Origin of the sequence: Noviluteimonas lactosilytica (assembly GCF_020866925.1) — a bacterium.
Lineage (GTDB): Bacteria > Pseudomonadota > Gammaproteobacteria > Xanthomonadales > Xanthomonadaceae > Noviluteimonas > Noviluteimonas lactosilytica.
Genome location: NZ_JAJGAK010000002.1, coordinates 1 through 23,720, shown reverse-complemented (window position 1 = coordinate 23,720; position 23,720 = coordinate 1). Strand labels below are relative to the sequence as shown.

The window sequence follows — 23,720 nt, the reverse complement described above, 5'->3', positions numbered from 1 at the left end:
ACGCATCCCGGAGCCGGCCCTAAACTTTCGCGCTTTCCAGCAGTGGGGCCATAGCTCAGCTGGGAGAGCGCCTGCATGGCATGCAGGAGGTCGCCGGTTCGATCCCGGCTGGCTCCACCAATAAAACTCGAGTTGGAAACCGCTACTGTCCCCATCGTCTAGAGGCCTAGGACATTACCCTTTCACGGTAGCGACCGGGGTTCGAATCCCCGTGGGGACGCCAATTTGATCAAGCACTTAGGGCTGCCGCGAGGCGGCCCTAATTGTTTGCGGTTAATTGCCGGGTAATTTCATCACCGTGCGTCACGGTGTGCGCGTGTTCTTTTTGCGTCGTCGAAATCCTCATCCCCGAGGGTGCGTCGTGGGCACGAAGAATCCGAATTCCGCGGGGCGGTTTCGCCCTCTCCCGCACGCCGCAGAAATTCTCAAAGAGTGCGCGGCGATAAAAACTGGAGTTCCATCCGCTGCGGGGCACTGGAAGATCGGCCCGGAGCTCGACGCGCAGGAAGACGAACTCAGTCTCAACGAGTTGCGTCGATTAGCCCGTGCTCGCCGCCAGTGGGTGGTCCTGCTGGACGTTCGTTACGAAGCAGCGGCCAGACGAGTCACCGCGCGCGCGATCGCGGCGGAAACAGAACTACAAAAGTTGACGGACGCACGGGGCCGCGGTGGGCACATCCGCTGGTCCAGAGACGAGCAGCGAAAAAAGGCGCTCAAGATCATCGACCGGCACGTCAGCGACGGGACTTGGAAAGAACGCACCCACCAGGAAATCTCCGACGAAATCCGAGCAGAACTCGGCATCAAGGAGGAGCGCGGCTCGATGTTCGGCGCCGATTGGGTCGGCGACCGCTTACGGGAGCGCGAGTGCAGGAAACGTCCCGCGGGCGCGGGCGGCCATAAGTCCACATAGCCCACCCCGACACTTCGCGCACCAATCGAGAAGGAGGTGCTAGCACCTCCGTCGACGATTGAAACCAAGCGGCGCATCTTCGAACACAGGCAAACAGCCTGCGTCGTTCGAGGACATCAATGGCCGCGTCCACCGACAGCATCGTCTTCACCATCGACGATTTCCGCGAGCGCCACGGAGTCTCCCGGTCTTACGTCTATGGCCTGATCAACTCTGGCGAACTGGAGGTCATTCACTACGGCCGCCGGCCCCGAATTACCGCCGCAGCCGAGAAGCAGTTCATGCGGCGCATGGCTGTCGCTGAAGCACAGCGCAGCCACCGCGACCGCAAGCCGACGCCGGCTCAGTCGACCCAGAAACGCACCGCGCCGACGGGCGCAAGGTCCTAACCATGGACAGCCCTTCGCGTCCCTCACCGCATCCGGCCCCGAGCGGTGCAGCACCAGGCGCCGTCGGCGCGGTTCGCGTTTCCAACTGGATCAAGATCGGCACCGGTCTTGCCTCTAAGCCAGAGGTGCGGCACATCGCGCGCGCATTGAACGTCTCGCGAAACAGTGTCGTCGGCGCCTTGGTGTGTATCTGGGCGTGGTTCGACTGTAATAGCACGGACGGCTCGTGCCGAATGGTCACGACCGAGGATGTTGACGACATCGCCGAGCTTCCGGGGTTCGCGCGCGCCATGCAGGTGGTGGGTTGGCTCGCCTACGACGACACCACCATGACTGCCTCGCTGCCCCATTTCGAGCGCCATTCGTTCGGGACGGAGAAGCGACGCCTGCAAAAAGCGGAGCGCTCGCGACGATACCGAGAACGGCAAAAAGCGAAACACGCAGAAGCGGCGTCACGTGATGCGTCCCGCAACGCGTCCCGCGACGTCCAAGGGGCGCCCTCACCATCACATAGAGAAGAGAACAACTCTTCTCTAGAAGCCGCACGCCAGATCACGCCAGGCGTTGCGGAAAAAGAAATGGGGAACATTCGCCAACTCTTGAGGCCTGCCCGCCAAGCGAGCGTAGGAGCGTCTCCAGAGAGCGACCAGTCCACCACAGCGGAGGCCGTATGAACACGATCAGCTCCAGCGACGATGGTTTGCTTCGCGAGACGGAGGTTGTCCTGCTAGCAGACCGTATCGATCACATTACCAGCGAGGAAGCGCTCCAAGCGTTGTGCCCAATGCTCACGCGCGTTGCCGCCGGTCTTTTCAATCCGATTGCGGCCCGCTACGCCAGTCGGGCAGCGGAGCTAGCGGAGTGCGCAAGGGTCGTCGAGGGGTGCGACTCGTTGGATAGATTCTCGGAGGTTTGACTTTATGAACGAGAAGGAGCGTCGCGCGCTCGCCGGCGGAATTCGCATGGCAATGGATGCGCGTTTGGAACCCGTGCGCGAGATTCTCAGAAGCTTGCTCGCGCGCGTTGATGCGTTGGAGCAGAAGCGCGACCGCGGCCGCTCCGGCTCTTCCCGCGCTGGGCCGAACCCAATTCCGAAACACGAGGTTCCTCCTCGCTTAGGAAGCCATCCACGGAGATGGAAATGAAAAAGTCAGAATGGCTTGGTGGCGAAGATCGTTCGCCCGCAGTTTGGATTGGACCGGATGGCAAGGGCCACATCAGTGACTTGGCGTACTCGATGACCGACGACGCCGGTCGGAAGGTGCTTCTTCAACAGGCCTCGGCGTTGGAGGCCGAACACGCGGAGCTCGCGAAGAACGCTCCCCCCGCTGTCATCCTTTCGGAGGGGTTGGCGCTGAGCGTGTCTCCGACGCCTGGCGAAGCGCTCGTGGCTTCTGCCGACCGGCTCGTCTCCTCGCTCATGGAATTCGTCCAAATCGTTCGAACCATCCGGGACGACGGCACATCAGAACGAGACGCCGATGTCCGCTATCGCTCGCTCCTGTACAAATCAGAAGAGGAATAGTCCGATGATGCGAAGGAAGCCAACCCGCGACACGCTGGCCCTGTTAGAGGCCGTGTGCGAGTGCCTTCAACACGACATTGGGTTTATGCCGTCCGCTACCGACGCGCTTAGGCGGCGCTTCTATGCGAGCGTGGATGGAGGCCAAGATGCCGGGGGGGAGGATCAAAAAACCTCCACGGCGGATGACCACCGGCCGCCCCCTACTTCTTGAATAAGTGTCCGCGAATTGAAAATCAGGCAAGCATGGCCCGCCGTCCCGCCCGCATCACCCCACCGGCCGCGATCGAGGCGCCAGGCGACCTCTCGCAAGACCAACTGATCACGTGGGTTCGCGAATTCGGTGCCGCACCGCGGGGGCACTTTGTGGCTTCAGACATTCCCGCCATGATTGATCACGTCGACTTGTTGTTGGAGGAGCACGCAGCACATAAATGGATGCTTGCTTCCGGCCGAAGCCGCGACGCCAGCGCTCACTGGCGTGGTGTTCGCGCCGCCGTCATGGCAAGCAGGCGTGCTTTGCGCCTGCTGCCACACGCGAGGCTATCCCCGCAAAGAACAGGCGTCTTAGCTTTTGGAAGCATCAATGCGACAGAGGAGGCCTACGATCCATCTCGCCGCGACTGGCGAGAATTGTTCCCGGCCGGACGGGATTAGCTCCGATAAGGGGCTTCTACGAGAGTGTGTGTAAGCGGGTTGGCTTTAAGCCGTCTCGAATTCGAAGTCGAACACGCTGAATTTCGCCTTCGAAACGTCGGGATAAAGCGAACGGAGTTCATCCGTAACTAGCGCGCAGTACTTCGCCCGCGTTTCCGTGGCGAGTCCAGCCTTGAACATAACGCCGATGCAAAACTGCAGGAGTGAGATGCTGCGCGGGAACTTATTTCCACTGAAATCTTCAAGTTCCTTTGCGATCGCAGCAAGCAGGTGCTCGACATTTTTTACGTGGCCGTGTTCTCGGTCGGACTTCATGGTTGCTGAAATCAACGAGTAGAGATTCTCGCCGAACCGGACCCAGCTTTCCGGCGCAATTTCCTGCGGAATTGATCCGTCAGCGACCCATGACTCGAATCCCTCAACAAGCGCGCGTTGATCATCCACGTAATGCCAGCGCTGCTCTTGTATCAGGCCGGTCCACTCCTGAAAGCCCAGAACGACCTGATCCAACTGTTCGATAGACGCGCGGAGTTGAGCGGCAAGCCTCTTGTGCCGCCAGCCTACGTTCCCACCCTTGTATGCCAGCGCGTGTGTTGATACAGACCATGCGTGTTCGAACGCGCTCCTGATCTGTACTTCAAATTGAACCGATGTGAGCGGTCCCGAGATGCCAACATCATCCCGCAAAGAACCCACAAACCTTGTGGAGTCAAAGCGAAAAACATCAGGATCCTTCTTGGATGTCGCTCTTGCTCTTGTCGCCTGCTCGGTAAAGCGATCTCGCAGAAATGCGAGAACCGATGGTTCGTCACTTAGTGTGGGAATGATCACGGCGCAAGCGTACAAGTCGTCGACATCACTCCATTGCTTGTATCTCCCGCCTTCTAACTTCTCCGCGAGAGATGCAACACCTTTGACTCGCCCCAAAAAAGCATAGCCGCTGTCCTCACAGAAATTGGAAACAATGTCCCTTACCCGCGCCCCCACTTGTTCGACATAGGCCTGAACAAACGCATGCTTTCGCTCGACGGCAGGCGGAATGATCATGCCGACAACAACTGCCGCAGGTACTGAATTCTCCTCTCTCTCGGCCCTCGGTCGTTCGAGGCCGAGCGCGCAGCATCGTAGTAACCCATAAGTTCGGGGTCCTTCAGCCGTTCCGCCTCGCTGTCTACTCGATTCAGAAATTGCACCAGGCGACGAGAAGCTTCATCAGGCTGAACTAATGCGCCTTCCTCCAGCAGGCCATGGACGGCCCCGATAAGGGAATAGAAGTCGGCTTGGTTACGCAGCCGACTAGCAAAAAGCTCCTTGGGGTCTACGGATGACCTTATGATCTGCTCCAGCGCCGCGATAGCGCGTTGGAACGATCCGATCGTCTGGTGTTTCAGCTCCCACTCGCTATCCCGAGAGCTGAACGCCTCGTCCAAGAGCTCTTGGGAATAGCCTTTCGGACCCTCTTCAATGAGCAGCAGCAGAAGCGCGACAAATTCCACGTCTTTCATCTGCTTTTTTGACTGGGATAAGAAGCGCGGCATATTCGGCGGCAACACCTCCTCCATCCACTGCGCTTGGTCTTCCGCTGCAGAGATAAATTCCCCATCGAGGCGGGCGTGACGCAACTCTTGTTGCGTCAGTTTGGCAACATTTCGATTGATTCGATCGAAAATGCCATTGATGATTTCTTCGTCATCGGTCGGAACGTATTCGACTAGGAACTGGTACGACCAAACCTGCTTCTTGAGCGCATCGTCCAGATTCTTGAAGTACTTGCCCTTGGCAGCCGCGACATTACTTTTATCTCGCACGGGGAAGTCGCCCCGGATGAACTCGAGAAGCGTAGTTAGGCGCTGCTTCCCATCGACCACGTGATAGACCGAGCGCCCATCTGAACTGATGTCCTCAAATAGGAAAATGGCCGGCGCTGGATAGTTCAGCAGAACCGTGTCGACGAAATAATCTTTGAATTCTTGATTCCAGACGCTGCGTCGTTGGTAGGGTGGGTTCAAGTCGAGCAGATCGCGCTGCGCGATGTCATAGAACCAGCTAACCGTTTGAAAATTGTGGCGCCTGGACATGTTGGAAGGCCTTCCTTGTAGTCCCGACAATCATCCCTAGACACTTGTCCCTAGGTCAACCGTGCGCCCACTGGGGTGCCGCGACCCGGGAAATCTCGGGTTGCATCGCGCATGTACCCCCGGGCCCGCGTTCGGCCCCAAGCAGAAGATGGCCCCGCGCAGGTAAGCTAAAGCGAATCTCCACCGTCAGCGGCCGAAATGCAGTCCCTAAGCGCGAGGCGTCAAAGCTCTACGGATCAGCGGGATCGCCTCAGAGCCCAGCAACCAGAGGAAATTGGGTTTATCGAAGAGCATCGATCGGAAGGGTTCGGCTTCGCGAAAAGCCTTTCGGTACCTCGTTCCGAGTCCGTTTTCCTCAATCCAAAACGGATGGAATCCTTGACCCTGCCACGGGACAGGATGGAGGGAGCCGTCGTCCGGATGGTCGTTGTAAAGAAGCCGGACGGGAGGTTCGCAGCAACATCGGCGTCGATTGTAGATGTCAGCTCCCGCGAAGCCGCCGACTTGTTGTGGGCGGCCGTCGATAGTTCGAAGTATCAGGCAGAGAAGCTCGGACCACTGAGGTCACTTCAAGCCGCGCAACCTGGGGCAATCCCCCTATTAGTTTTGGCAGCAGCACAAAGCCCTACGCTCGACAGGTGTGTCCGCGACCGAAAGCTCGAAATTCCGGCTGCGGCGTGGGGTGACCCTGTTCTCCTGCGCGTACTCCACCTAGCGCCTGAGGACGTCATGGCGCACCACGTCATGGCGCTCATCCTCGAGCAGCCACGCGCCGCACTGTCTGTCATTAAACGTCTTGCCAATAAATCTGCGATCAAGGTGACGTGGCTTGAATCCCTCTGGGATTCGGTGCCAGATTCCCGCCCAGATTTGATTGATCTGGCTACAAGCTTGGGCCAGGCGAATCTCGAGGCAGTCAGCGCTTTGGACTGGATAATCCGGTGGTTGGCGCTTGAACTAGGTGCCACCGATGAAGACATTCGTTTACCAGATCCAGCGCATCTCTGGGACATTTTTGGGGAGCAGTTAAAACGTACGCCATCGGCGCTTGAAGCCATTCCTCCCGACTGGCCGGGCTTTTCCAAGGCGCCAAAGCACTTTCTCGAACGTGTGTACCGCTGCAAGTTCCCCGCACTGGACAACGGATTAGTAGCGATCTGCGACGTAAGTATGCTCGACCGCCGTCTTCCTAGCTACAGCGCGTACGAACAGTTCGCCGCGCTGGACCGCAAAGACCGTGAACTTGCAGATCTCTGGTGCCCATCGACTGATAGCGAGAAAATTCGGAATGCCATCGCTGCTCAGATGCTGACTGCACGGGCAGCCGAGCGCTGCGCCGCGCGCTACTTCCGCGCGCTTGGCCTCCAAGTCGAAGACGTGGCGCGACTACAGTTGGATACAACCGCTGCAGACTGGCGCGTGATGGACCTGAAAGTCGATAGTCGTTACGGCGTCGACGTGAAGAACCTGCGACGCACTCGTCACGGCGGCGCGCACTCAAGTCGCTGGAAGGTAAAGGCCTTCAAAACTGATGCTCGTGGGTCCGAGGTGCTGCTCTGCGGGGTAAGCAGCCCTTACACGACGCTAGACGGGCACGGCGGCCTAAAGTGTGAAACCGGCACGCGGATGATCGTTCTCGGCGTCACTACTGCGAGCGAAACACGAAACCTACTTCGGAGCTTCGGGCATATCTATCGACTCCACGTAAACGCTGCCACTAAGCTTGTTGAGCTTCCCGCTTGGTCTTGGGACTATCCAAACGCTCACTATCGGGGCAGAAATACTGCCCTGCGAGAACTAGTCGGATGGCTGGCAAGTTCCGAGCCAGGCTGGATTTTCAGGGGCGCTGCCGAGGGGATCCCGCCAGTGCTCTTGGCACTCTGCGATACATCATGTTCGTTGGAAACGGATGCGCACACTGCCGGGCAACGCGCGTTCCTTACAATGTTGCGCGCACATGTCCAGCGTGTGCGACGAAACGACGACGCAGTGCGTGGACTGCCGAGACTGCCGGAGCTCTATTTGTTCGTGCTCCACTTTTGGCTTCACTGGCGTAGTCAAAACGACGACGTGAACACTGCCGAGCTTGCCAGTTTGTTTAAGTGGGGTTTTTCAGTATCCAGTGAAAGCCCGCGCGCCACGGCGTTTGGGTCGCCTAGAACGTGGCAACCCGTGTCGCTGGCGTCATCGGTTGGAGTCGTGGATCCCACCGACACAATCGGTGCATTGCTTAAAGCTCTGGCGACACTAGAGAAGAACCTGTCTCGGTCAACATTTCTGGAATTGTCCGACCTAACTATTTTCGAGAATGGGGTGCTTGTCGGCACGCTTCCGGATGGAAGGCGTCGGACGTTGTTGGCGCACTGCGGAGGTAAGGACGTTTTGAACAATCAAGCCGACTGCGGATTCCGTCCTTTGGTGTTTGGACACGAGGAAACCTGCGCGTGCGGTCGCCTGATTTGCCCGCAATGCAAATGCTGTGCCGACCCCCGCTTCAGCGTCTGCGCCCAACAAAACAAGCGTCTCGAGAACTTGATGACTGCAAGATTCGCAGAGGCCGAATAGCGCCGATCCACTCGGGTACAGACCAAGATCAGCCGGCGTTGCGGATGGAACGCACGGTGATGTCTTTTTCTATCCCGAACGCCGGCATCTGCGCGACGCCGCTCGCGAGCTCATCGGGCAGATACTGAGCGTAATGCTTGCGGGTGACGCGGGTGTCACTGTGTCCCAGCGCCTTGGCTACTAGCTCGATGTCTTTGGTTGCGAGCAACAACAGCTTGCCGTAGGTAGCACGCAACGTCTTAAACGTGACACCTTGCAAGTTCGCCCGGTCAACCGCCGCTTGGAACGCGCGACGATACGCACCACGTTCCCACCGCGCGCCGCCATCGCGGCGCAGCAACGGTTCGCTGGGCCGGCGCCCGACAGTCAACGCTTCGAAGAAGGCCACGCCTTCCTCCGTGAGCGGCTGTGTCAGGGTCTTACCGGTCTTGCCTTGGAAGATGCGCAGGCGTCCGGTCTCGGGTGAGTAGTGCTGCACGTTGAGCAGACGCAATTCGCCGGCGCGCGCGCCAGTCATTAGCGCCGCGGTGACCAGCTCGCGCAATTCGCCGCCACGGCCCGTGGCGTTGAGGAGTCGTTGCACCTCAGCCTCGTCCAGCATGCGCGGCGGCGTGTCATCGCTAGTCTGGAATTTCTGCACGGCGTTCCACCAATCGCGGAGAATCGAGTGCGGCAGGCGCTCCTGCTCCCACGCGAGGTTGAGTGCCGCCTTGACGATCGTGAGCACGCGGTTGGCGGTTTCCTGCCGGGCGCGCACTTGTTCCGGGTCTGCCGGATCGAACGGCAGTGCCTTGCCACGGTTGACCGGCGGGCTGGACGCGATGCCGGCATGCCACCGGCGCACGTCTGCCGGGGTCAGCGCTTCCACTGGGATCAGCCCGATCGACTGACCCGCATGCAAGCGCCACGACGATTCGGAAGTCTTGCGCGCGCTTTCGCCCATCGGGCGCCCGCTACGACCGCCTGGCGTCGTTGCGCGGTGCTGGTGGTAATCGGCCACGATGTCATTAACGCTCGCGCCTCCGCCCGCATGGCGCGGATACCGAACCGCCGCGTTGGTGTCGGGGCGCGCGACCACGGCGTGGGTATGGGCGCGGTCCACCGCCTCCTTGAAGCTCAGGATGTGGATGCCGTCGCCCTTGGCAACGTCGTCAGCCGTAGCAAGCCGCGCCTTGTGGTACTTGCCCCCCACCAGCACCCGGACCCGCCAGCTCGAGGACGTGCGGCGCTGCGCGCGTTGGTAGCCCAAAAACCTGCCGGGCGAGAGTTGCAACCAATAGGGTTCCGCCTGCGCCGGCAAGGACTCGCGGGCGGTCGGGGAGCGGAGGTGCGCGGCGGTGATGAGCTTTTTCGGGGCGGGCATGCGGGTGGGCGGTGTCGAACTCGCGCGCAGTGTAGTCCCTTTGCCGGGTAATCGACGGGTAAATCCACCCCCGAAAGTGGGAGTACACTGGAATACACGTAGAGACACAAAACATTGCACATCAAGGACATAGGAGGACACGCCGGGACAGCGCTGGACTCGAACCGTACCCTTTCACGGTAGCGACCGGGGTTCGAATCCCCGTGGGGACGCCAAACAAAACGAAGAGGGCCGCCGAAAGGTGGCCCTCTTCGTTTTTGCGTGCGCGAAGAACGTGAACACGCGATCCGGGCGGAACGGTATCGTGGGAAACGCAAGGCGTTGCCGTCGATTCGCCGGGAGAGCGACCTCACGATGACCATCACGATCACCGCGTTCGACCGATCGCCGGATGGCGGCAAGGGACTCGCGCGCGACACGCGCATCCGCTGGGCGCTCGAAGAAACCGGGCAGCCGTACGACGTGCGCCTGGTGCCGCGCGACGAGATGAAGGAGCCCGCGCACCTGCGCAGGAATCCGTTCGGCCAGATTCCGACGTACGAGGAAGGCGAGCTCGTCCTGTTCGAATCCGGCGCGATCGTCCTGCACATCGCTTCGCACCACGCGGGCCTGTTGCCCGACGATGCGAATGCGCGTGCGCGTGCGATCACGTGGATGTTCGCCGCGCTCAATTCGGTGGAGCCGTCGATCCTGGAAATCTTCATCGCCAGGATCCTGGAACGCGACCAACCGTGGGCCACGGACCGCCTGCCGGTCGTGCTCGATCGTGTCCGTGAGCGATTGGGATTGCTCTCCGATCGCCTGGGCGATGCGGATTGGCTCGATGGCGCGTTCAGCGCGGGCGATCTGATGATGGTGTCGGTGTTACTCAGGGCGCGGCCGTCGGGTGTGCTCGACGAGTTTCCGAACCTCGCTGCGTATGTTGCGCGTGGTGAAGCGCGGCCGGCGTATCAGCGGGCGTTCGCTGCGCAATTGGCGGTCAACACGCGGCCCTGACGCTTCAAACCGGATACACCAGCGGCACCAGCACCACCGTCACGACCAACGCCATCACCGCGAGCGGCGTGCCGATCCGCACGAAGTCGCCGAAGCGATAACCGCCCGGTCCGACGACGAGTGCGTTCACGGGCGACGACACCGGCGTCATGAATGCCGTCGACGCGCCGAGTGCCACCGTCATCGCGAATGCGTGCGGCGATGCGTGGAGTTCTTCCGCGAGCGCAAGCGCGACCGGCGCCATCAGCACGGCGACCGCGGTGTTCGAGATGAACATGCCGAGGATCGCGGTGACGGCGAACAACGCCGCGAGGATGAGCCGCGGGTTCGCGTCGCCGGCGACGGCGGCCAGGATGTCCGCCGCCAGGTCGACGCCGCCGGTGCGCTGCAGCGCGAGCGAGAACGGCAGCATGCCCACGATCAGCACGAGGCTCGGCCAGTGGATCGAGCGATACGCGCTGCGCAGGTCGATGCAACCGGTCGCGCCCAGCAGCAAACTGCCGATGAGTGCGGCGTGCACGTTCGACACGACGCCGCTCACCATCATCGCGATCGTCAGCAGGAGCGTGGCGATGGCGAACGGCGCACGCGACGCGGTGGGTGCGACGTCGTCGAATTCGGCGGGCAGGTCGAGGAGGATCAGTCGACCGGGGTCGGAACCGAGCGCGCGAATCGCACTCCATGGACCCGCGACGAGCAACGTGTCGCCGACCTGGAACTTCACTTCCTCCACGCGTTTGACTTCCGCGGTCTTGCCGCGCTTCACGCCGAGCACCGCGAGCTTGTGGCTCGCGCGCAAGCGCGCATGGCGCGCGGACGCACCGACCAGCCGCGAGTTCATCGGCACGATCATCTCCGCCATGCCGATGTCGTTGGCGTAGTCGGAGAACCACGCGCCTTGCAGCGGCAGCGCATCGAGTCCCTGCGCCTCCAGCATCGCTTCGCAGTCGAGCGATGGTGCGTGCGCGTCGAGCAGCAACACATCGCCGGCATGGATGCGTGCGCCTTCGGGCGAGACCAGGCGCGTGCGACCGAAACGCGCGAGGCGTTCGAATGCGAGCACGTGCGTGCCCAGCAGCGCGTGGTCTTCCACGTCCGCCGCGAGTTGCCCGATCAGCGGCGAGTTGGGCCGCACGCGCACGCGATACTCGCGCCCGGCCAGCCCGTAGCTTTCGATCCAGTCGGCGAAGCCGGGGCGCTTCGCCGCGCCTTCGGCCTGCGCATCGCCCGGAAGCCAGCGCCGTGCGATCAGCATCCACGCGATCGCGACGACGAGGATCGGGATCCCGAACGGCGTGAAGCTGAAGAACTGGAAGCCGTCGTGTCCCTCGCGCAACACTTCGCCGTTGACGACGAGGTTCGGCGCGGTCGCCACCAGCGTCATCATCCCGCTGCACAGCGCGGCGACGCTCAGCGGCATCATCAGGCGGCCCGGCGAGATGCCGGTGCTGCGCGCGATGCGCAACACGATTGGAATGAAGATCGCGACGACGCCGGTCGAACTCATGATCGAACCGACGAGGGCCACCACCAGCATCAGGCCGACGAGCAACCGCGTTTCGTCGCCGCCCGAGTGGTGCACGATGGATTCGCCCATCTTCCGCGCGACGCCGGTGCGCACCAGGCCTTCGCCGATCACGAACAGCAGCGCGATCAGCACGATGTTCGAATCGGCGAAGCCCGCAATCGCTTCGCCGACGTCGATCGCGCCGGTGAACGGCAGCGCGGCCATCATCAGCAGCGCGACGACGTCGGTGCGCGGGCGCCCGATCGCGAACAGGACGATCGCGACAACGAGCAGGGCGAGGACAAGCTGGAGTTGGAGGGTCATCGTCGTCGGCGTCGGCGATCGGGCTCGGGATCTCGGGCTTGTTCAGTGCATACGCCCCCATCGTAGAACGTCGGCCAGCCAATGGCAGGCAGGCCGGGGCAGGGCAGGCCAGGGAAGGGCGTGACGTGCGGCTGCGCGCGGCTTACGCGCTGGCAAACGCGGCGAACAGCAACACGAGGAACCCGAGCACGGCGGCGGTCGCATGCACGACCACGAGCCAGGCCGGCAGCAAGCGGTTCTTCCACTTGTACGCCAGGCTCATGACCGCGCCGCCGGCCGCGGCGACGAGGAACAACACGAGGGCGACGGTCGCAGTGTCGTGTGCGCTTCCGAGCGGCTGCGTGCACAACGCATAGGCGAGCAACGTGAGACCCGACGCCGCCAGCAAGCCATGCAACATGGCGACCCACGCCGGCGGATTGACCTTGCGTGCGAATCGAATGCCCGCCATCAGCACGCCGCCGAGCGCGGCGATGGCGAACAGGATTGCGGCGGTCTGGAGCATCTGCATGACGGGCCTCCATGGCGGTCGGTATTCATGCGGACCTTAGGCCCGCCTCGCAGACCGCGATGTGAGTGCACGCCGCGTGAGCGAACTCGACAGTAAGTGCAACTTTGTCTCACCAGCATCACGAAGAACTTACGTGTCGTTCATAGACTGAGGCATTCCGCCAGGAGGCAAGCTCATGGGTATGCGCGCAGCCTGGACGGTCATCGCGTGGATCCTCCTTGCCTCGACGACTGCGGCACTCGCTGCAGCGCAGGACACCTCGACGCCGCAAGCGGAGACTGCACAGCCGACGGGCAACGCAGTCCTGTTCCGCAACGTGCGCGTCTTCGACGGCGTGTCGTCGCAACTCTCCGCGCCGACCAACGTGCTCGTGCGCGGCAACGTCATCGCTTCGATCTCGGCCGATGCCGCAGCGGCGACGGATGCGCGCGTGATCGACGGAGGCGGGCGCATTTTGATGCCCGGCCTGATCGATGTGCACTGGCACAACCTCCTGGTCGGATTGCCGGTGATCGCGGCGCTGCAGGCGGACGAGGCTACGCTCAACATCGTCGGGGTCGTCGAGGCCCAGCGCACGCTGATGCGTGGCTTCACCACGGTGCGCGACGTCGGCGGCCCATCCTTCTCGTTGAAACGTGCGATCGACCAGGGACGTGTTCCCGGGCCGCGCATCTGGCCAGCAGGCGCGATGATCAGTGTCACGAGCGGACACGGCGACTTCCGCACCCCGCGCGACCTGCCGCGCACGCTCGGCGCGCCCGCGTCGTTCATGGACGAGATCGGCGGCACCGCCATCGCCGATTCTCCGGACGAAGTGCGCATCCGCGTGCGCGAGCAACTCAAGCAGGGCGCGGCCCTGATCAAGTTGACCGCGGGTGGCGGCGTGTCGTCGCCGAGCAGTCCGCTGGATGTCGTCACGTTCAGCGAGGAAGAGTTGCGCGCCGCGGTGGGCGCCGCGAACGACTGGGGCACTTACGTGACCGTGCACGCGTATACGCCGGAAGCGATCCAGCGCGCCATCCGCGCCGGCGTGCAATGCATCGAACACGCGAGCCTCATGGACGACGAGTCCGCGCGCATGATCGCGCGCACCGGCACGTGGTTGAGCGCGCAGCCGCTGCCGAGGGAATTGGCCGACGCGTTCCCGGTGGGCTCCACCGAATGGCTGAAAGCGCAGGAAGTGTTCGACGGCACCGATCAAACTTACAAGCTGGCGAAGAAGTACAAGCTCAAGACCGCTTGGGGCACGGACGTCCTGTTTTCCAGCGCACTCGCGGGACGCCAGGGTGCGATCCTCGCGAGCATGTCGCAGTGGTTCTCGCCGCCGGAAATCCTGATCATGGCGACCAGCACCAATGCGGAGTTGCTGAAGCTCTCCGGCAAGCGCACGCCTTACAAGAACGACGTCGGCGTAATCAAGGAAGGTGCATTCGCCGACCTGTTGCTGGTCGAGGGCAACCCGCTGGAGGACATCAACCTGGTCGCCGATCCGGAGCGCAACTTCAAGGTGATCATGAAGGATGGCGTGATTTACAAGGACACGCTCTGAGATCGGTCGCGCGTCAAATCACGTGTCGCTGTTGAACCCGTTGCGCCGGTGCGTGCCGTCGCAGAATGGCTTGTTGGAGGAGCCGCCGCAGCGGCAAAGACGCGCGTCCGTGACGCGATCGATCGTGCGGCCCGTGCCGCAACAGATTTCCACGTTGCCACGCACGACGAGCGGGCCGTTGTGTTCCGGATCGATGTGCAGCGGCCCGTTGCGCACCGGCAATGGCGCTCGATCGTGTCGCGCTCGCCGCCCGCGCGGAACGCGATCTCGTTGTGCGTCCCGTCGCAGAAGGGTTTGTGCTTCGATGCACCGCAGCGACACAACACCGCGCGCGTGCCGATGCGCACGCCGTCGAGCACGATGTCGGCGCGAATGCCGAGCGGGCCGTTCTCGCGCAACTGCACCAGGTTCACCGGTGGCGGCGCTTCCTCCGCGCCGCCGTCGTGACGGCGATAACCGATCGCGCCGGACGGGCACATGTGCGCGACGGTGACGAGTTCCTCGGTCGTTGCTGCGTCGGGTGCGATCCACGGGCCTTCGACGTTCGCGATGAATACGCCGGGTAGCCCCAGCACGCAATGTCGAGCGTGGATGCAGCGTTTGCCGTTGTAGATCAGGTCGATGTGCGCGCCGGGGATGCGTTCGACGCCGTCTTCCAGCGGAATCGGTTGCGGCGGTGCGTCTGACAACGTGGTTGTCGTTGTCGTTGTCGTTGTCGCAGCGACGGTGGGCTGTGCCGCCGTTGATGGTGCCGCGGTCGAACGCGCGGCCATCGAATGCGCCGAGACAGACGGCGCACTCGCCGTTTGCTCCCGCGATTCCGCCGCCAGGCCGCGGAGCCGGTTCGCGAGACGCTGCGTGCCGTCGCGCGTGGAGGCGAGCAGGGACGCGAGATCCGGATGCGGCTGCATGAGTCCGTCGCAACGTCGCGCGATCTGCTCCAGGCGTTCGGCGAGGATTTCGAGGCTGACGACATCGGCGGTGAGCGCCGCCGAGGAACGGATCGTCGCGAAACTCACGCCGGCAGTTGCCTCCGGCATGCACGGGTTCGCGGGCAGGCAGCCGAGCATCGACGCGACCGGTGTCAGCAGGTGCATCAGCTCGATGGTGGCGTCGACAAGCGAGGACTGCGTCGTGCGATCGAAACCGCCGTAGGCGAGCGACAGGCAACGCAGGCAGTGGTTGTACAGGGCGTTCGCGAGATCCAGCAGCGCCGCGGCAGGCTCTTCGCTGACCCACAACTTGCCTTCGGGTGTCGGGGGAGGGCGCATCACTGGGTTGTGCGCACTCATGCGCGCGGGCCTAAACGTCGGGCGTGCGGCGAGCAGCGCGTCGTATTCCTGTTGGATGCGACGGAAGCGCTGGTAATGCGAGTCGCCTCCGCACACCGACGCGCCTTCGCCCTGGAGGACGATGCAGTCGATCGCTTCCATTGCGGTCTTCAGGCAACGCACGGGCTTCAACTTGGGAAGTCGCGTGACGTGCGCATCGAGTTGGTGATCGGGATTGCCGACGAAGAGTTGCCGTTCTCCCAGCGCTTCGCACAACGACATGAGGCCCGCGATCACCGACTGGTACAACTCGCCGACGGTGTCGTAGTCGGTGCACACCGTCATCAGGCGATCCATGTCCAGCGCGCGTGCGTATCTGCGGGCCGGTTCGAAGCCTTCGCCGTCGCGCACGTCGGAGTCGACCGGTCGCTCGAGGAAGACGAAGTGCGCCAGTGTCTGCGGATTGAACGGCGCGAGTTTCACGACCACGCCCGCCGGGTGATAGCCGGCGGGAATCGGGAAGTTCTGGTGGACGAAGTGCGCGGGCGCACCGAGCGCCGAAAGAATGTTGCAGACCGCTGCGAGGTGTCCCATTTCTTCCACGCCGACGGCGATGATCTCGCGTCGCCAGCGCCGGACGGCTTCGAGTTCGGCTTCCGAGAGGTCCTCGTCGACGCGCTCCTTCATGCTGAAGGCCGCATAGAGGTAGCAGCACATCAGGTGGTGTTCGATCTCGGCGGCTTCAGCGAGCAATGCCCAAAGCTGCTCGCGCGACGTCGGTGTTGCGAACCGGATGTCCATTTGCCGGATCGTTACGCGAGTGGGTGCATCGCGCAATAGACTCGCGCGATTCGGCACGCGCCGTTCAAGCTCTGCAATATCGCCAACACGGAGGCGAAACGTGAAAGCACATGGGCAATCGGGCGAAGTCGATGCGGGCCGTCGTGCGGTGCTGTGCAATGCGGGCTCCGCGTTGGTCGCGGGCGTGGCCGCATCGGTGGTGACTGCGTCGCCGGTTGGTGCACAGACGCGCGATACGGCCGTCGCTGCGCCGCTCGCGTCGGGTTCGCTCGGCGCACGACTCCAGGGCGTGCAACATTTCGGCCTCACGGTGCAGGACATGGAACGCGCGTACGCGTTCTACACCGAGGTGCTCGGCGGCACCGAGGTCATGCGCGACGGCGACTTCCAGGGCGAGCGCATCCACAACACGCTGCTGACCGACGAAGACATCCTGGCGCGCGAACGCGGCGTCAATCCGCTCACGCGCGGCATCCCGGATCTGCGAGGCGGCGCGCAGCGACTGGACGTCCGCTTCATCCAGTTCGACAACGTCGTGATCGAGTTGCTGCAGTACCGCGACGCGGGAACGCCAATGGGCGGCAGCCAGAGCTTCGCCGATCCGCGCGACCTCATGAGCCCGGCGTTTCCGAGGTCCATGCACGTCTGTTTCTACCTGCGCGACGACGTCGACTTCAACGTGTTCATCCGCGACCTCGAGACGGAGGCCGCGCGCCGCGGCATGGATCAGGTCAAAGCCAACCGGGTCGTCACGGTGGCGACCGAACAGCAGCGTCGTGCGGCGCCGCTCGACGCGAACTCCAACGGCATCACCGAAGGCAAGTCCGAAGGCTGGCGCCTGATCTACTGCAAAGGCCCGGAGGGTGAGCAGCTCGAGTTCGTGCAGGCGCTGGGCCCGGTGAAGCAGACATTCCGGAACGCGTTCGAGGCAAGGCAACGGATGATCTCGGGGGGAGCCGGATAGTGGGCCACCTGGCGTGAAACGTCGGAGGCAGATGCAGAGGCGTCTGTAGGCACTTCGAGATACTACGTAAGATGCAGTGCAGCGAACGTCTGAGCGTAAGTGGTTGTCGGCGCAGCAATCCCGCTCACGACTACTGCGCATAACGCAAATGCAGCGGCCGTGCCGAGCTTCCGCCAGAAGGCCCGCTCCTGGTCACTGTGGGCTGCCCGCTGCATGAGTTTTGCAGCTTCGCGCTCGGGTGAGGGGTGGCCTTGCAGACGTAAGCAAGAGGCGACGACCCACGGAGGTGGAACGCGCTTGCCGGTTCGGTAGTGAGAAATCGCGCCATCGGTGATCCGCAGCAGGGGTGCGAGCTTCGCGAAGCTCTCGACGCCAGCTGCGGCCCTCGTACGCTCGAAGAATTCAGCCCAGTCCATAAATCCCCCGCTGCCGCTTGTCAGAAACGGCTACGGGCGGAGACTACAGCCGTTGACGCCTACACGTGTAGTCGCTTAGCTTCCGTCCCATTCGTCTACGTGTGTAGACGAAGGGCCGACCCGGCGGGGGCAGGCCCCCGGCCTCCCCCTAGGACCGGCAGAGCCCCCGCCCACTAGGGGAGGGAAGGGGATGCGCTTCATCGACGCTGCTGCGCTCTGGCTCGCTGTCCAGGCGCCCGTTTCGCTGCTACTGCTCGGCGCCCTGATCGGCGCCATCGTTCTCCTGGTCATCGCCGCCCTGATCGAGCGCATCCGCGCAGCGGGCAACGTGCGGTGCGCCCTTGGCTTCCACGACGACGATTACGTCGAGTGCATGGACGCCTGGCATTGCTGGCAGTGCGGCCGCCGCACGCCGGATAGCGTGATCATCGACCGCAGCTACGCGCAGCCGGTGGTTGCGAAGCGGGGCCACTTGTGAGGCCGCTCACCGTTGACCAGGTGCAGAAGTTGCGCACCACGCAAGCGATGTGGCTGTCCATCGCAGAGAACCTTTCCATTCGCCTGGTTGCGCGTGAGAACGCCGCGCGCCAGGTCGCCGTCATTGAAGCGCAGCTAGCGGCATGTCGCGTTCCTGGCGTCGTACACGCAAAGGCGGCCGCGTTCGTGCGCGCCCTTCCGGGGGTGAGTCATGGCGGCTGACGGCGCGGGGGCGATGCTCCCCTCGTCTAACAGGGGAGTCAGTGAGTTCAGGCAGGAGCCGGAAGAGGGCATCGCGGTCGGTTTCGACTGGATTGCGTTCTCCGTCGATCTGTTCGCCGCTGCCAGGGAAACCGGCGCGGAGTTCGATGGCGGCCTGGCGACGGCGACGGATATCACGATCAGCGCCGAGACCGCGTTGCGGTTCGCGCAGTACGTGTTCGGGTTCTACCTGGGCGGCTGCGGCATGGTGTTGTCGGATGACGTGCGCGGCGGTCGCTTCTATGCCTGGCGCATCGCGATCCAGGACGGCATCAGCGGCGACTTCTGCGGCGTTGTTGAGTTGGGTGGCGCGCACACGTTGCGCCGCGATGGCACGGTCACGTGTCGCCTTGAGTTGTCCGGTGATGGTTGTCGGCGCTGCGACGGTGCGGGCGACGGCCATGCGAAGCGGTGGCTGGCGCTTCGAGCGAAGCTCGAAAGCACCGGAGGCCGACTCACACGATTAGATGTGTGCGCGGACGATACGCAAGGCCTGTATCCCGTGCGCCTGGCGCGGCAGTGGTGGGACGAAGGCGAGTTCGACAATCGCGGCCAGCGTCCGAAAGCGCGCCTGTACGACGACCTCGGAAGCGGTGCAGGCAAGACGTTCTACGTCGGTAGTCCGTCGAGCGAACGGCAATTGCGCGTGTACGAAAAGGGCCGCGAAATGGGCGACCCATCGAGCGAGTGGGTGCGATACGAAGCGCAGTTCCGCGCATCGTCGCGCAAAGACCTGCCGCTCGACATGTTGCGCGATCCGAGTGCGTATCTCCTCGGCGCGTATCCGGTGCTGCGGTTCCTCCAGGCGTGCGCATTGCGCATCGACGTGACGAAGGAATCCGCGAAGGCCACATGGAAGTCAGTGCGCCGACACCTGAAACGCCAGTACGGCAACACCTTCAACTTCATCGCGCTCAACGTGCCGGACAACGAGGCACTCGGTCGCGTCATCAGATCGCTCACGGGGAACAAGCTGCCTCCGTGGTCAAGCGAATCCGCAGCGAAATTGTGGCCTGAAATAGTGGCCGCGCAGTACCCAGCCCCGGAGGGCAACTACGATGAATCTGAAGACCTACTCGCACCGTTTTGATCCGTCGCTCCTGGCGGTCGCAATCGTGACTGTCCTGAGCAACCAGGTCGTCACCAAGCCGTGGGAGTTCGTGGACGACCAGGGCAAGACACGCACGGGCGCAACGCGCACGCAGAAGGCGAAGCTGGAAGTTCAGGGTTTCGCGTACCCGTTCGTCATTCGCCTGGAAGAAGAGCAAGCCGCCTGGCCGGTCGGTGAGTACGTCCTCGACGTCGCCGCGATGCTCCAGGTCAACAAGGAAAAAGCGCAGCTGTCGAAGGCGCATTACCTGGTTCCGCTACTGCCTGCGACGGCGAAGGCGTAACCCGTGCCGTCCGTTCTCGTCTACGCGTGCAAGACCGAAGACTTCGACGCGTCGACGCAGACGTGCGCGGCACCGTTTTGGACTTATCCGCCGTCAGCGTTCCCGGAGTTGACGGTGGAAGAAGGCTTCCAGTTGGCGTGCGCCATCGTGGGAGTGTGGACGATCGGCCTGATTGCCAGGCTGACGATTCGCGCGGGGCAACCGGGGCGTTACAGCCACTAACGCGGCAATTCCGCCGCTCACTCCAAGGGAGAAAACAATGCGTTCGATGTTCAAGAAGGTTGGCCAGGCGATCCACCAGGGCGTCCAGAAGATGAAGGGCGCGGCCCTGGCGCTCGTCGGCGTCGTCGGTACGTCGATGGTCGCCACCAAGCAGGCGATGGCGCAGACCGCCACGCTGACCAGCGCCGCCACCGGCAAGCTCACGTCGGCCGAAACCGACATCACGAGCATCCTCGTGATCCTGGTCGGTGTCGTGTTCCTGTTCGTGCTGTATTCGCTGATCAAGAAGGCGAAGTAAGGCGACCAGGTGTCACCGGAAAACGCCCTGGCGTAGTTGTCCAGGGCGTTTTTTTTCAACGAGGGAGAGAGCAATGGGCTACCTGGTGATCATCGGAATTCTCGGCGCGTTCTGGCTGGCGTACGACGCTGTATGAACATCGCGCGCATGTTTGCCAGCGCCATCGTGCGCCGCGTCGCGTTCGTCGTGGTTGCCCTGGCGTTCGCCTGGCTGGGCATCGACGACGCGCGTGCGGTCAACCCTGGGCCGATTACTTACCAGTCGTGCGAGTCGTTCGCGAATTCCTGCACCTTCCCCCAGGCGATGAGTGCATGCCAGCAATGGGTGGCGGTGTTCGTGCCGAACCAGGGATACGCGTGTCGCGTACAGAATCCGCCGAGCCCGAATCACATTGGCGCGTTTAGTCCGAATGGAACGAACGCGGTTTACAAGCTCGTTGGCGATGGGTGCGTTGCGCCGAACGTGTGGGATTGGGCGACGAGTAAATGCGTTGACCCAACGCAGCGGTGTTTGAACAAGAATGACGCGCTACCGTCGAACGGCACGGCGATCTACACCGGCCCGAAATGCCACGATGGTTGCCAGTACGGCATGCGTCCTGGCTTGACCGGTTCCAGCACATCGAGCGGTCAAACGGTGATCTGGGGAACGCCTGGTTATACCGGCGGGACCTGTACCGGTAACGATGCTCCGCCCGACATCAAGCCCGAGAGTTGCAACACGCCGACCGCACAAAATCTCACGATGTGCGTCAAGCCGGATGGCCGGCATTGCTACACCGCGACAACCGGCCGGCAGATTTGCTGGGGACCAGGCGAAACCGGCACGAAGACGGACGGCAACATCGCGCAAAAGCGCGGGCCAGGTGCAGACACGAAGCCGCCTGCACCCACGCCGCCGCCTGGCGAAACGTTCACCGATGCCAACAAGCCGACGACGACCAGCACGACCACGCCTGGCGGCACGGTGATCAACAACACGACCAACAACTGGTCAACCGGGAACGGGACGGACGCGGGGGACAGTAACGACGGCGAGCCGCCAGGGCAGACACCAGGCGATGACGGCGAGGAAGGTGACCAGGGAAGCGCGAGTGGCGGCGAGGGCTGCGACGCGCCGCCGGTGTGCAGCGGCGATAACGTCGGGTGCGCATCACTGCTGATGATCTGGCGCGTGCGTTGCAGTCCCGACAAGAACAAGGTCGAGGGCGGTGGCGAATGCGACGCCAACGGCAATCCTTTGCTGGTCTGCACGGGCGATCAGGTGGCCTGCAAGGCGATGCTTCTCCAAGGCGAGATTGCGTGTCGCGCCAAGAAGACCGATGCCAACGGCGACGGCCAGCCGGATTGGACAGTGCCAGGGGAGGGCGACGGCACCGAGGGGGCAGGGGAGGAGCCAGGCGAAGGGGTCGGCAAGGTGCAAACCGCTTCATTCGGTGCGCCAGTCCTCGATGAAACGGGCCTGTCCTGGTCGCGCTCGTGTCCCGACTTGGGAACGTTGAACCTCGGGCTCTTCGGATCGTTCGATCTGAACAGCGTGCCGTGGATCTGTGACTTCACAACGATGGTGCGCGCGGTGTTCTTCCTGCTGGGAAGCTTCATTGCGCTGCGCATCATCCTCGGCTGGCGAGGCGACTAATGGGCATCGAAGAAATCCTGCAGAAGGCAAGCAACCTGGTCATCACCGGCCTGAAGGTCGCCGCGTCGGCGATCTACGCCAGGGTGATGAGTTTCATGGGCCTGTCCTGGGTGACGTTCAACCAGGCGATGCCCGAGGTGAAGTCTTGGCTTGCCGACCAGGCGTCGTCCTTGCCCACCCAGGCGACCGACTTCCTGGGCGCGTGCGGTATCGACATTTTCATGGTCCTGGTCATCTCCGCCATCGCGTCGCAAATCGGCTGGAAGGTAATGCTGGTGGCGACCGAGAAACTGGCCGAGTTGCAAGGCAACGCGGGAGGCGGCTGATGCTTACCTGGTTCACGGGCCAACCTGGCCACGGCAAGACGCTGCACGCGATCGACAAGGCGTTGGATTACGTCGAGCAAGGCCGCCTGGTGTACGTGTGCAACGTGCGCGGCTTCCTGCATGAAAAGGCGGGCTGTCTGCCGCTCACGCCTGAGCAATTCAAGGACTGGCCGAATTTCTTGCCGGACGGCGCGGTATGCCTGGTCGATGAAGCGTACGAACACGGGATGCTGCCGAAGCGCGGACCAGGTACGAAGGTGCCGTATCACGTTGAGCAGCTCGCCAAGCATCGTCACCGCGGCCTGGACTTCATCTTCGTGTCGCAGTCGCCAGCCAAGCAGGTCGATGACTTCGTGCATGACCTGATCGAACAGCACGTGCACGTGCGTCGGCGCTTCGGCCTGATGTTCGCGCACCTGCGCATCTTCGACAGGTTCGAGCGCAACCCGGAAAAAGCGCACCCGATCCTGTTGAAGCGCGTCGCGTTGCCGAAGCGTCCGCGAGGTCTTTACGAATCCACTGTCCTCGACACCAGCGAGAAAAAAGTTCCCTGGTATTACCCGGCCGCCGCGGCGCTCCTGGTCGCCATCGTCGTTGGCTCGATCGTTGTCGCGGGCAACGTGCGCGAGACGTTCGCCAACGGGATGAAACCGCCAGGACAAGAAGCGACGACGGACGGAGCGCCAGCGACGGCCGGAGGAGCGAAATCCGGAATGCCGGGCTCATCCAGCAAGGGGGAGCCGATCAACACCGATGAGTACCTGGCGAAACTGAAACCTCGCGTGCCTGGCATGCCCTGGTCGGCTGAGATTTTCGACAAGCGCGAGGCAGTCTCCGACCCGGAAGCGTTTTGCGTTTACGCCGCGCCAGGCGTGGACGCCCAGGGCGATCACCAGGACGAAAGCTGCACGTGCCTGACGGAGCAGGGCACGGACTACACAATGCCGTTCCGCACGTGCAAGGACATTGCGACCAGGGGCGGCGCGTATAACCCCTATAAGCCGCGCGAGCGCCAAGAGGCGCAGCGCCAGGACAGGGGCGGCGGGAAGGAGACGGGCCCGACAGGGCCGCTTTCCGTTGGCGTGGTAGGGAGCGCGGTCGAACCTGTGACGGCTTACGGCGGCATGCGCGGGCAGGGCGACGGACCTCCCCACTGGTGACTGGGGCTGTTTCGTCCCAAGTGTCCGCTTTCGACCCAAAGCGGACATCGGTAGCGGCCGTGGTACAGTCGCCCTGCACCGCAAACGAACCGCTCGTTGCTGCCTTGAGCCTCCGTGC

Annotated in this window: 22 protein-coding genes, 2 tRNA genes and 2 pseudogenes; 18 read left to right on the top strand and 8 right to left on the bottom strand. The window is 62.9% G+C overall.

All coding sequences use genetic code 11. The features are described 5' to 3' along the window. Positions 1-44 precede the first annotated feature (44 nt). The 6 genes from LK996_RS09305 to LK996_RS09280 all read left to right on the top strand — a co-directional run bounded on the left by LK996_RS09305 (position 45) and on the right by LK996_RS09280 (position 2,827). Positions 45-120 (top strand) — tRNA-Ala (locus LK996_RS09305). Between the two features lie 27 nt (positions 121-147). Beyond that, a tRNA-Glu gene (locus tag LK996_RS09300) sits at positions 148-223 on the top strand. Between the two features lie 138 nt (positions 224-361). After that, entirely contained in the window at positions 362-913 is a 552-nt protein-coding gene (locus LK996_RS09295) for a hypothetical protein (RefSeq protein ID WP_230526915.1), read from the top strand. Between the two features lie 119 nt (positions 914-1,032). Further along, on the top strand, positions 1,033-1,302 hold the full coding sequence (locus LK996_RS09290) for a MerR family transcriptional regulator (protein ID WP_230526914.1): 270 nt from the start codon (positions 1,033-1,035) through the stop codon (positions 1,300-1,302). A gap of 2 nt (positions 1,303-1,304) precedes the next feature. Beyond that, complete coding sequence (locus tag LK996_RS09285; protein ID WP_230526913.1) at positions 1,305-1,976, top strand: hypothetical protein; 672 nt, start codon at positions 1,305-1,307, stop codon at positions 1,974-1,976. A gap of 467 nt (positions 1,977-2,443) precedes the next feature. Beyond that, a complete protein-coding gene (locus tag LK996_RS09280) occupies positions 2,444-2,827 on the top strand; it encodes a hypothetical protein (protein ID WP_230526912.1) in 384 nt (127 codons plus the stop codon). A 699-nt stretch (positions 2,828-3,526) separates the two neighbouring features. Here LK996_RS09280 and LK996_RS09275 read toward each other — a convergent pair. Together LK996_RS09275 and LK996_RS09270 are read right to left on the bottom strand one after the other, a co-directional pair. After that, positions 3,527-4,528 (bottom strand): nucleotidyltransferase family protein, encoded by a 1,002-nt coding sequence (locus tag LK996_RS09275; RefSeq protein WP_230526911.1) that lies wholly within the window; start codon positions 4,526-4,528, stop codon positions 3,527-3,529. Continuing rightward, positions 4,525-5,559, bottom strand: a complete 1,035-nt coding sequence (locus LK996_RS09270) for a DUF262 domain-containing protein (RefSeq protein ID WP_230526910.1) — start codon at positions 5,557-5,559, stop codon at positions 4,525-4,527. Before LK996_RS09270 ends, LK996_RS09275 begins: the two co-directional genes overlap by 4 nt. A 729-nt stretch (positions 5,560-6,288) precedes the next feature. Between LK996_RS09270 and LK996_RS09265 the strand changes: the two genes are divergently transcribed. After that, positions 6,289-8,124 carry a hypothetical protein gene (locus LK996_RS09265; protein WP_230526909.1) on the top strand — a complete coding sequence of 612 codons (1,836 nt, stop codon included), beginning with the start codon at positions 6,289-6,291 and terminating at the stop codon, positions 8,122-8,124. Between the two features lie 28 nt (positions 8,125-8,152). Here the strand turns inward: LK996_RS09265 and LK996_RS09260 are convergent, their stop codons facing one another. Next, positions 8,153-9,487, bottom strand: a complete 1,335-nt coding sequence (locus LK996_RS09260) for a tyrosine-type recombinase/integrase (protein WP_230526908.1) — start codon at positions 9,485-9,487, stop codon at positions 8,153-8,155. A 354-nt stretch (positions 9,488-9,841) separates the two neighbouring features. On the opposite strand from LK996_RS09260, the gene LK996_RS09255 reads away from it, so the two are divergent. Beyond that, on the top strand, positions 9,842-10,483 hold the full coding sequence (locus LK996_RS09255; RefSeq protein WP_230526907.1) for a glutathione S-transferase family protein: 642 nt from the start codon (positions 9,842-9,844) through the stop codon (positions 10,481-10,483). 4 nt (positions 10,484-10,487) lie between these two features. Here LK996_RS09255 and LK996_RS16685 read toward each other — a convergent pair whose 3' ends face one another. From LK996_RS16685 to LK996_RS09245, 3 genes and pseudogenes are all read right to left on the bottom strand, one after another. After that, entirely contained in the window at positions 10,488-11,336 is an 849-nt protein-coding gene (locus LK996_RS16685) for an SLC13 family permease (RefSeq protein ID WP_343225880.1), read from the bottom strand. 411 nt (positions 11,337-11,747) lie between these two features. After that, positions 11,748-12,317: pseudogene (locus LK996_RS16680) on the bottom strand (SLC13 family permease); the annotation flags it as partial. Between the two features lie 139 nt (positions 12,318-12,456). After that, positions 12,457-12,825 carry a DUF1129 domain-containing protein gene (locus LK996_RS09245; protein WP_230526905.1) on the bottom strand — a complete coding sequence of 123 codons (369 nt, stop codon included), beginning with the start codon at positions 12,823-12,825 and terminating at the stop codon, positions 12,457-12,459. A gap of 175 nt (positions 12,826-13,000) precedes the next feature. Between LK996_RS09245 and LK996_RS09240 the strand changes: the two genes are divergently transcribed. Continuing rightward, a complete protein-coding gene (locus tag LK996_RS09240) occupies positions 13,001-14,374 on the top strand; it encodes a metal-dependent hydrolase family protein (RefSeq protein WP_230526904.1) in 1,374 nt (457 codons plus the stop codon). Between the two features lie 18 nt (positions 14,375-14,392). Here LK996_RS09240 and LK996_RS16760 read toward each other — a convergent pair whose 3' ends face one another. Beyond that, positions 14,393-14,527 carry a CDGSH iron-sulfur domain-containing protein gene (locus LK996_RS16760; RefSeq protein ID WP_425493756.1) on the bottom strand — a complete coding sequence of 45 codons (135 nt, stop codon included), beginning with the start codon at positions 14,525-14,527 and terminating at the stop codon, positions 14,393-14,395. A 128-nt stretch (positions 14,528-14,655) separates the two neighbouring features. Then, positions 14,656-16,446: pseudogene (locus tag LK996_RS09235) on the bottom strand (ferritin-like domain-containing protein); the annotation flags it as partial. 100 nt (positions 16,447-16,546) lie between these two features. Here LK996_RS09235 and LK996_RS09230 point away from each other — a divergent pair. The 9 genes from LK996_RS09230 (at position 16,547) to LK996_RS09190 (ending at position 23,602) form a co-directional block, all read left to right on the top strand. Continuing rightward, entirely contained in the window at positions 16,547-17,410 is an 864-nt protein-coding gene (locus tag LK996_RS09230) for a VOC family protein (protein WP_230526902.1), read from the top strand. Between the two features lie 606 nt (positions 17,411-18,016). Then, positions 18,017-18,304: a hypothetical protein gene (locus tag LK996_RS09225; protein ID WP_230526901.1), complete on the top strand. Its 288-nt coding sequence runs from the start codon at positions 18,017-18,019 to the stop codon at positions 18,302-18,304. A 210-nt stretch (positions 18,305-18,514) separates the two neighbouring features. Beyond that, positions 18,515-19,654, top strand: a complete 1,140-nt coding sequence (locus tag LK996_RS09220) for a replication initiation factor domain-containing protein (RefSeq protein WP_230526900.1) — start codon at positions 18,515-18,517, stop codon at positions 19,652-19,654. Continuing rightward, positions 19,623-19,958, top strand: a complete 336-nt coding sequence (locus LK996_RS09215) for a single-stranded DNA-binding protein (RefSeq protein ID WP_230526899.1) — start codon at positions 19,623-19,625, stop codon at positions 19,956-19,958. Before LK996_RS09220 ends, LK996_RS09215 begins: the two co-directional genes overlap by 32 nt. Before the next feature lie 3 nt (positions 19,959-19,961). After that, positions 19,962-20,180, top strand: a complete 219-nt coding sequence (locus tag LK996_RS09210) for a hypothetical protein (protein WP_230526898.1) — start codon at positions 19,962-19,964, stop codon at positions 20,178-20,180. Positions 20,181-20,226: 46 nt separating this feature from the next. Further along, entirely contained in the window at positions 20,227-20,478 is a 252-nt protein-coding gene (locus LK996_RS09205; protein ID WP_230526897.1) for a major capsid protein, read from the top strand. A gap of 132 nt (positions 20,479-20,610) precedes the next feature. Next, positions 20,611-22,116, top strand: a complete 1,506-nt coding sequence (locus LK996_RS09200) for a hypothetical protein (protein ID WP_230526896.1) — start codon at positions 20,611-20,613, stop codon at positions 22,114-22,116. Further along, on the top strand, positions 22,116-22,442 hold the full coding sequence (locus LK996_RS09195) for a DUF2523 family protein (RefSeq protein WP_230526895.1): 327 nt from the start codon (positions 22,116-22,118) through the stop codon (positions 22,440-22,442). Before LK996_RS09200 ends, LK996_RS09195 begins: the two co-directional genes overlap by 1 nt. After that, positions 22,442-23,602: a zonular occludens toxin domain-containing protein gene (locus tag LK996_RS09190; protein WP_230526894.1), complete on the top strand. Its 1,161-nt coding sequence runs from the start codon at positions 22,442-22,444 to the stop codon at positions 23,600-23,602. Before LK996_RS09195 ends, LK996_RS09190 begins: the two co-directional genes overlap by 1 nt. Positions 23,603-23,720: the final 118 nt, after the last annotated feature.

Excerpts from the sequence above, each read along its gene's own strand:
- LK996_RS09220 (WP_230526900.1), top strand. The coding sequence starts at position 18,515 with ATGGCGGCTGACGGCGCGGGGGCGATGCTCCCCTCGTCTAACAGGGGA.
- LK996_RS09225 (WP_230526901.1), top strand. The coding sequence starts at position 18,017 with ATGCGCTTCATCGACGCTGCTGCGCTCTGGCTCGCTGTCCAGGCGCCC.
- LK996_RS09275 (WP_230526911.1), bottom strand. The coding sequence starts at position 4,528 with ATGATCATTCCGCCTGCCGTCGAGCGAAAGCATGCGTTTGTTCAGGCC.
- LK996_RS09245 (WP_230526905.1), bottom strand. The coding sequence starts at position 12,825 with ATGCAGATGCTCCAGACCGCCGCAATCCTGTTCGCCATCGCCGCGCTC.
- LK996_RS09290 (WP_230526914.1), top strand. The coding sequence starts at position 1,033 with ATGGCCGCGTCCACCGACAGCATCGTCTTCACCATCGACGATTTCCGC.
- LK996_RS09205 (WP_230526897.1), top strand. The coding sequence starts at position 20,227 with ATGTTCAAGAAGGTTGGCCAGGCGATCCACCAGGGCGTCCAGAAGATG.
- LK996_RS09190 (WP_230526894.1), top strand. The coding sequence starts at position 22,442 with ATGCTTACCTGGTTCACGGGCCAACCTGGCCACGGCAAGACGCTGCAC.
- LK996_RS09285 (WP_230526913.1), top strand. The coding sequence starts at position 1,305 with ATGGACAGCCCTTCGCGTCCCTCACCGCATCCGGCCCCGAGCGGTGCA.
- LK996_RS16685 (WP_343225880.1), bottom strand. The coding sequence starts at position 11,336 with ATGATCGTGCCGATGAACTCGCGGCTGGTCGGTGCGTCCGCGCGCCAT.
- LK996_RS09200 (WP_230526896.1), top strand. The coding sequence starts at position 20,611 with ATGAACATCGCGCGCATGTTTGCCAGCGCCATCGTGCGCCGCGTCGCG.
- LK996_RS09215 (WP_230526899.1), top strand. The coding sequence starts at position 19,623 with ATGAATCTGAAGACCTACTCGCACCGTTTTGATCCGTCGCTCCTGGCG.
- LK996_RS09255 (WP_230526907.1), top strand. The coding sequence starts at position 9,842 with ATGACCATCACGATCACCGCGTTCGACCGATCGCCGGATGGCGGCAAG.
- LK996_RS09280 (WP_230526912.1), top strand. The coding sequence starts at position 2,444 with ATGAAAAAGTCAGAATGGCTTGGTGGCGAAGATCGTTCGCCCGCAGTT.
- LK996_RS09270 (WP_230526910.1), bottom strand. The coding sequence starts at position 5,559 with ATGTCCAGGCGCCACAATTTTCAAACGGTTAGCTGGTTCTATGACATC.
- LK996_RS09240 (WP_230526904.1), top strand. The coding sequence starts at position 13,001 with ATGGGTATGCGCGCAGCCTGGACGGTCATCGCGTGGATCCTCCTTGCC.
- LK996_RS09265 (WP_230526909.1), top strand. The coding sequence starts at position 6,289 with ATGGCGCACCACGTCATGGCGCTCATCCTCGAGCAGCCACGCGCCGCA.
- LK996_RS09195 (WP_230526895.1), top strand. The coding sequence starts at position 22,116 with ATGGGCATCGAAGAAATCCTGCAGAAGGCAAGCAACCTGGTCATCACC.
- LK996_RS09260 (WP_230526908.1), bottom strand. The coding sequence starts at position 9,487 with ATGCCCGCCCCGAAAAAGCTCATCACCGCCGCGCACCTCCGCTCCCCG.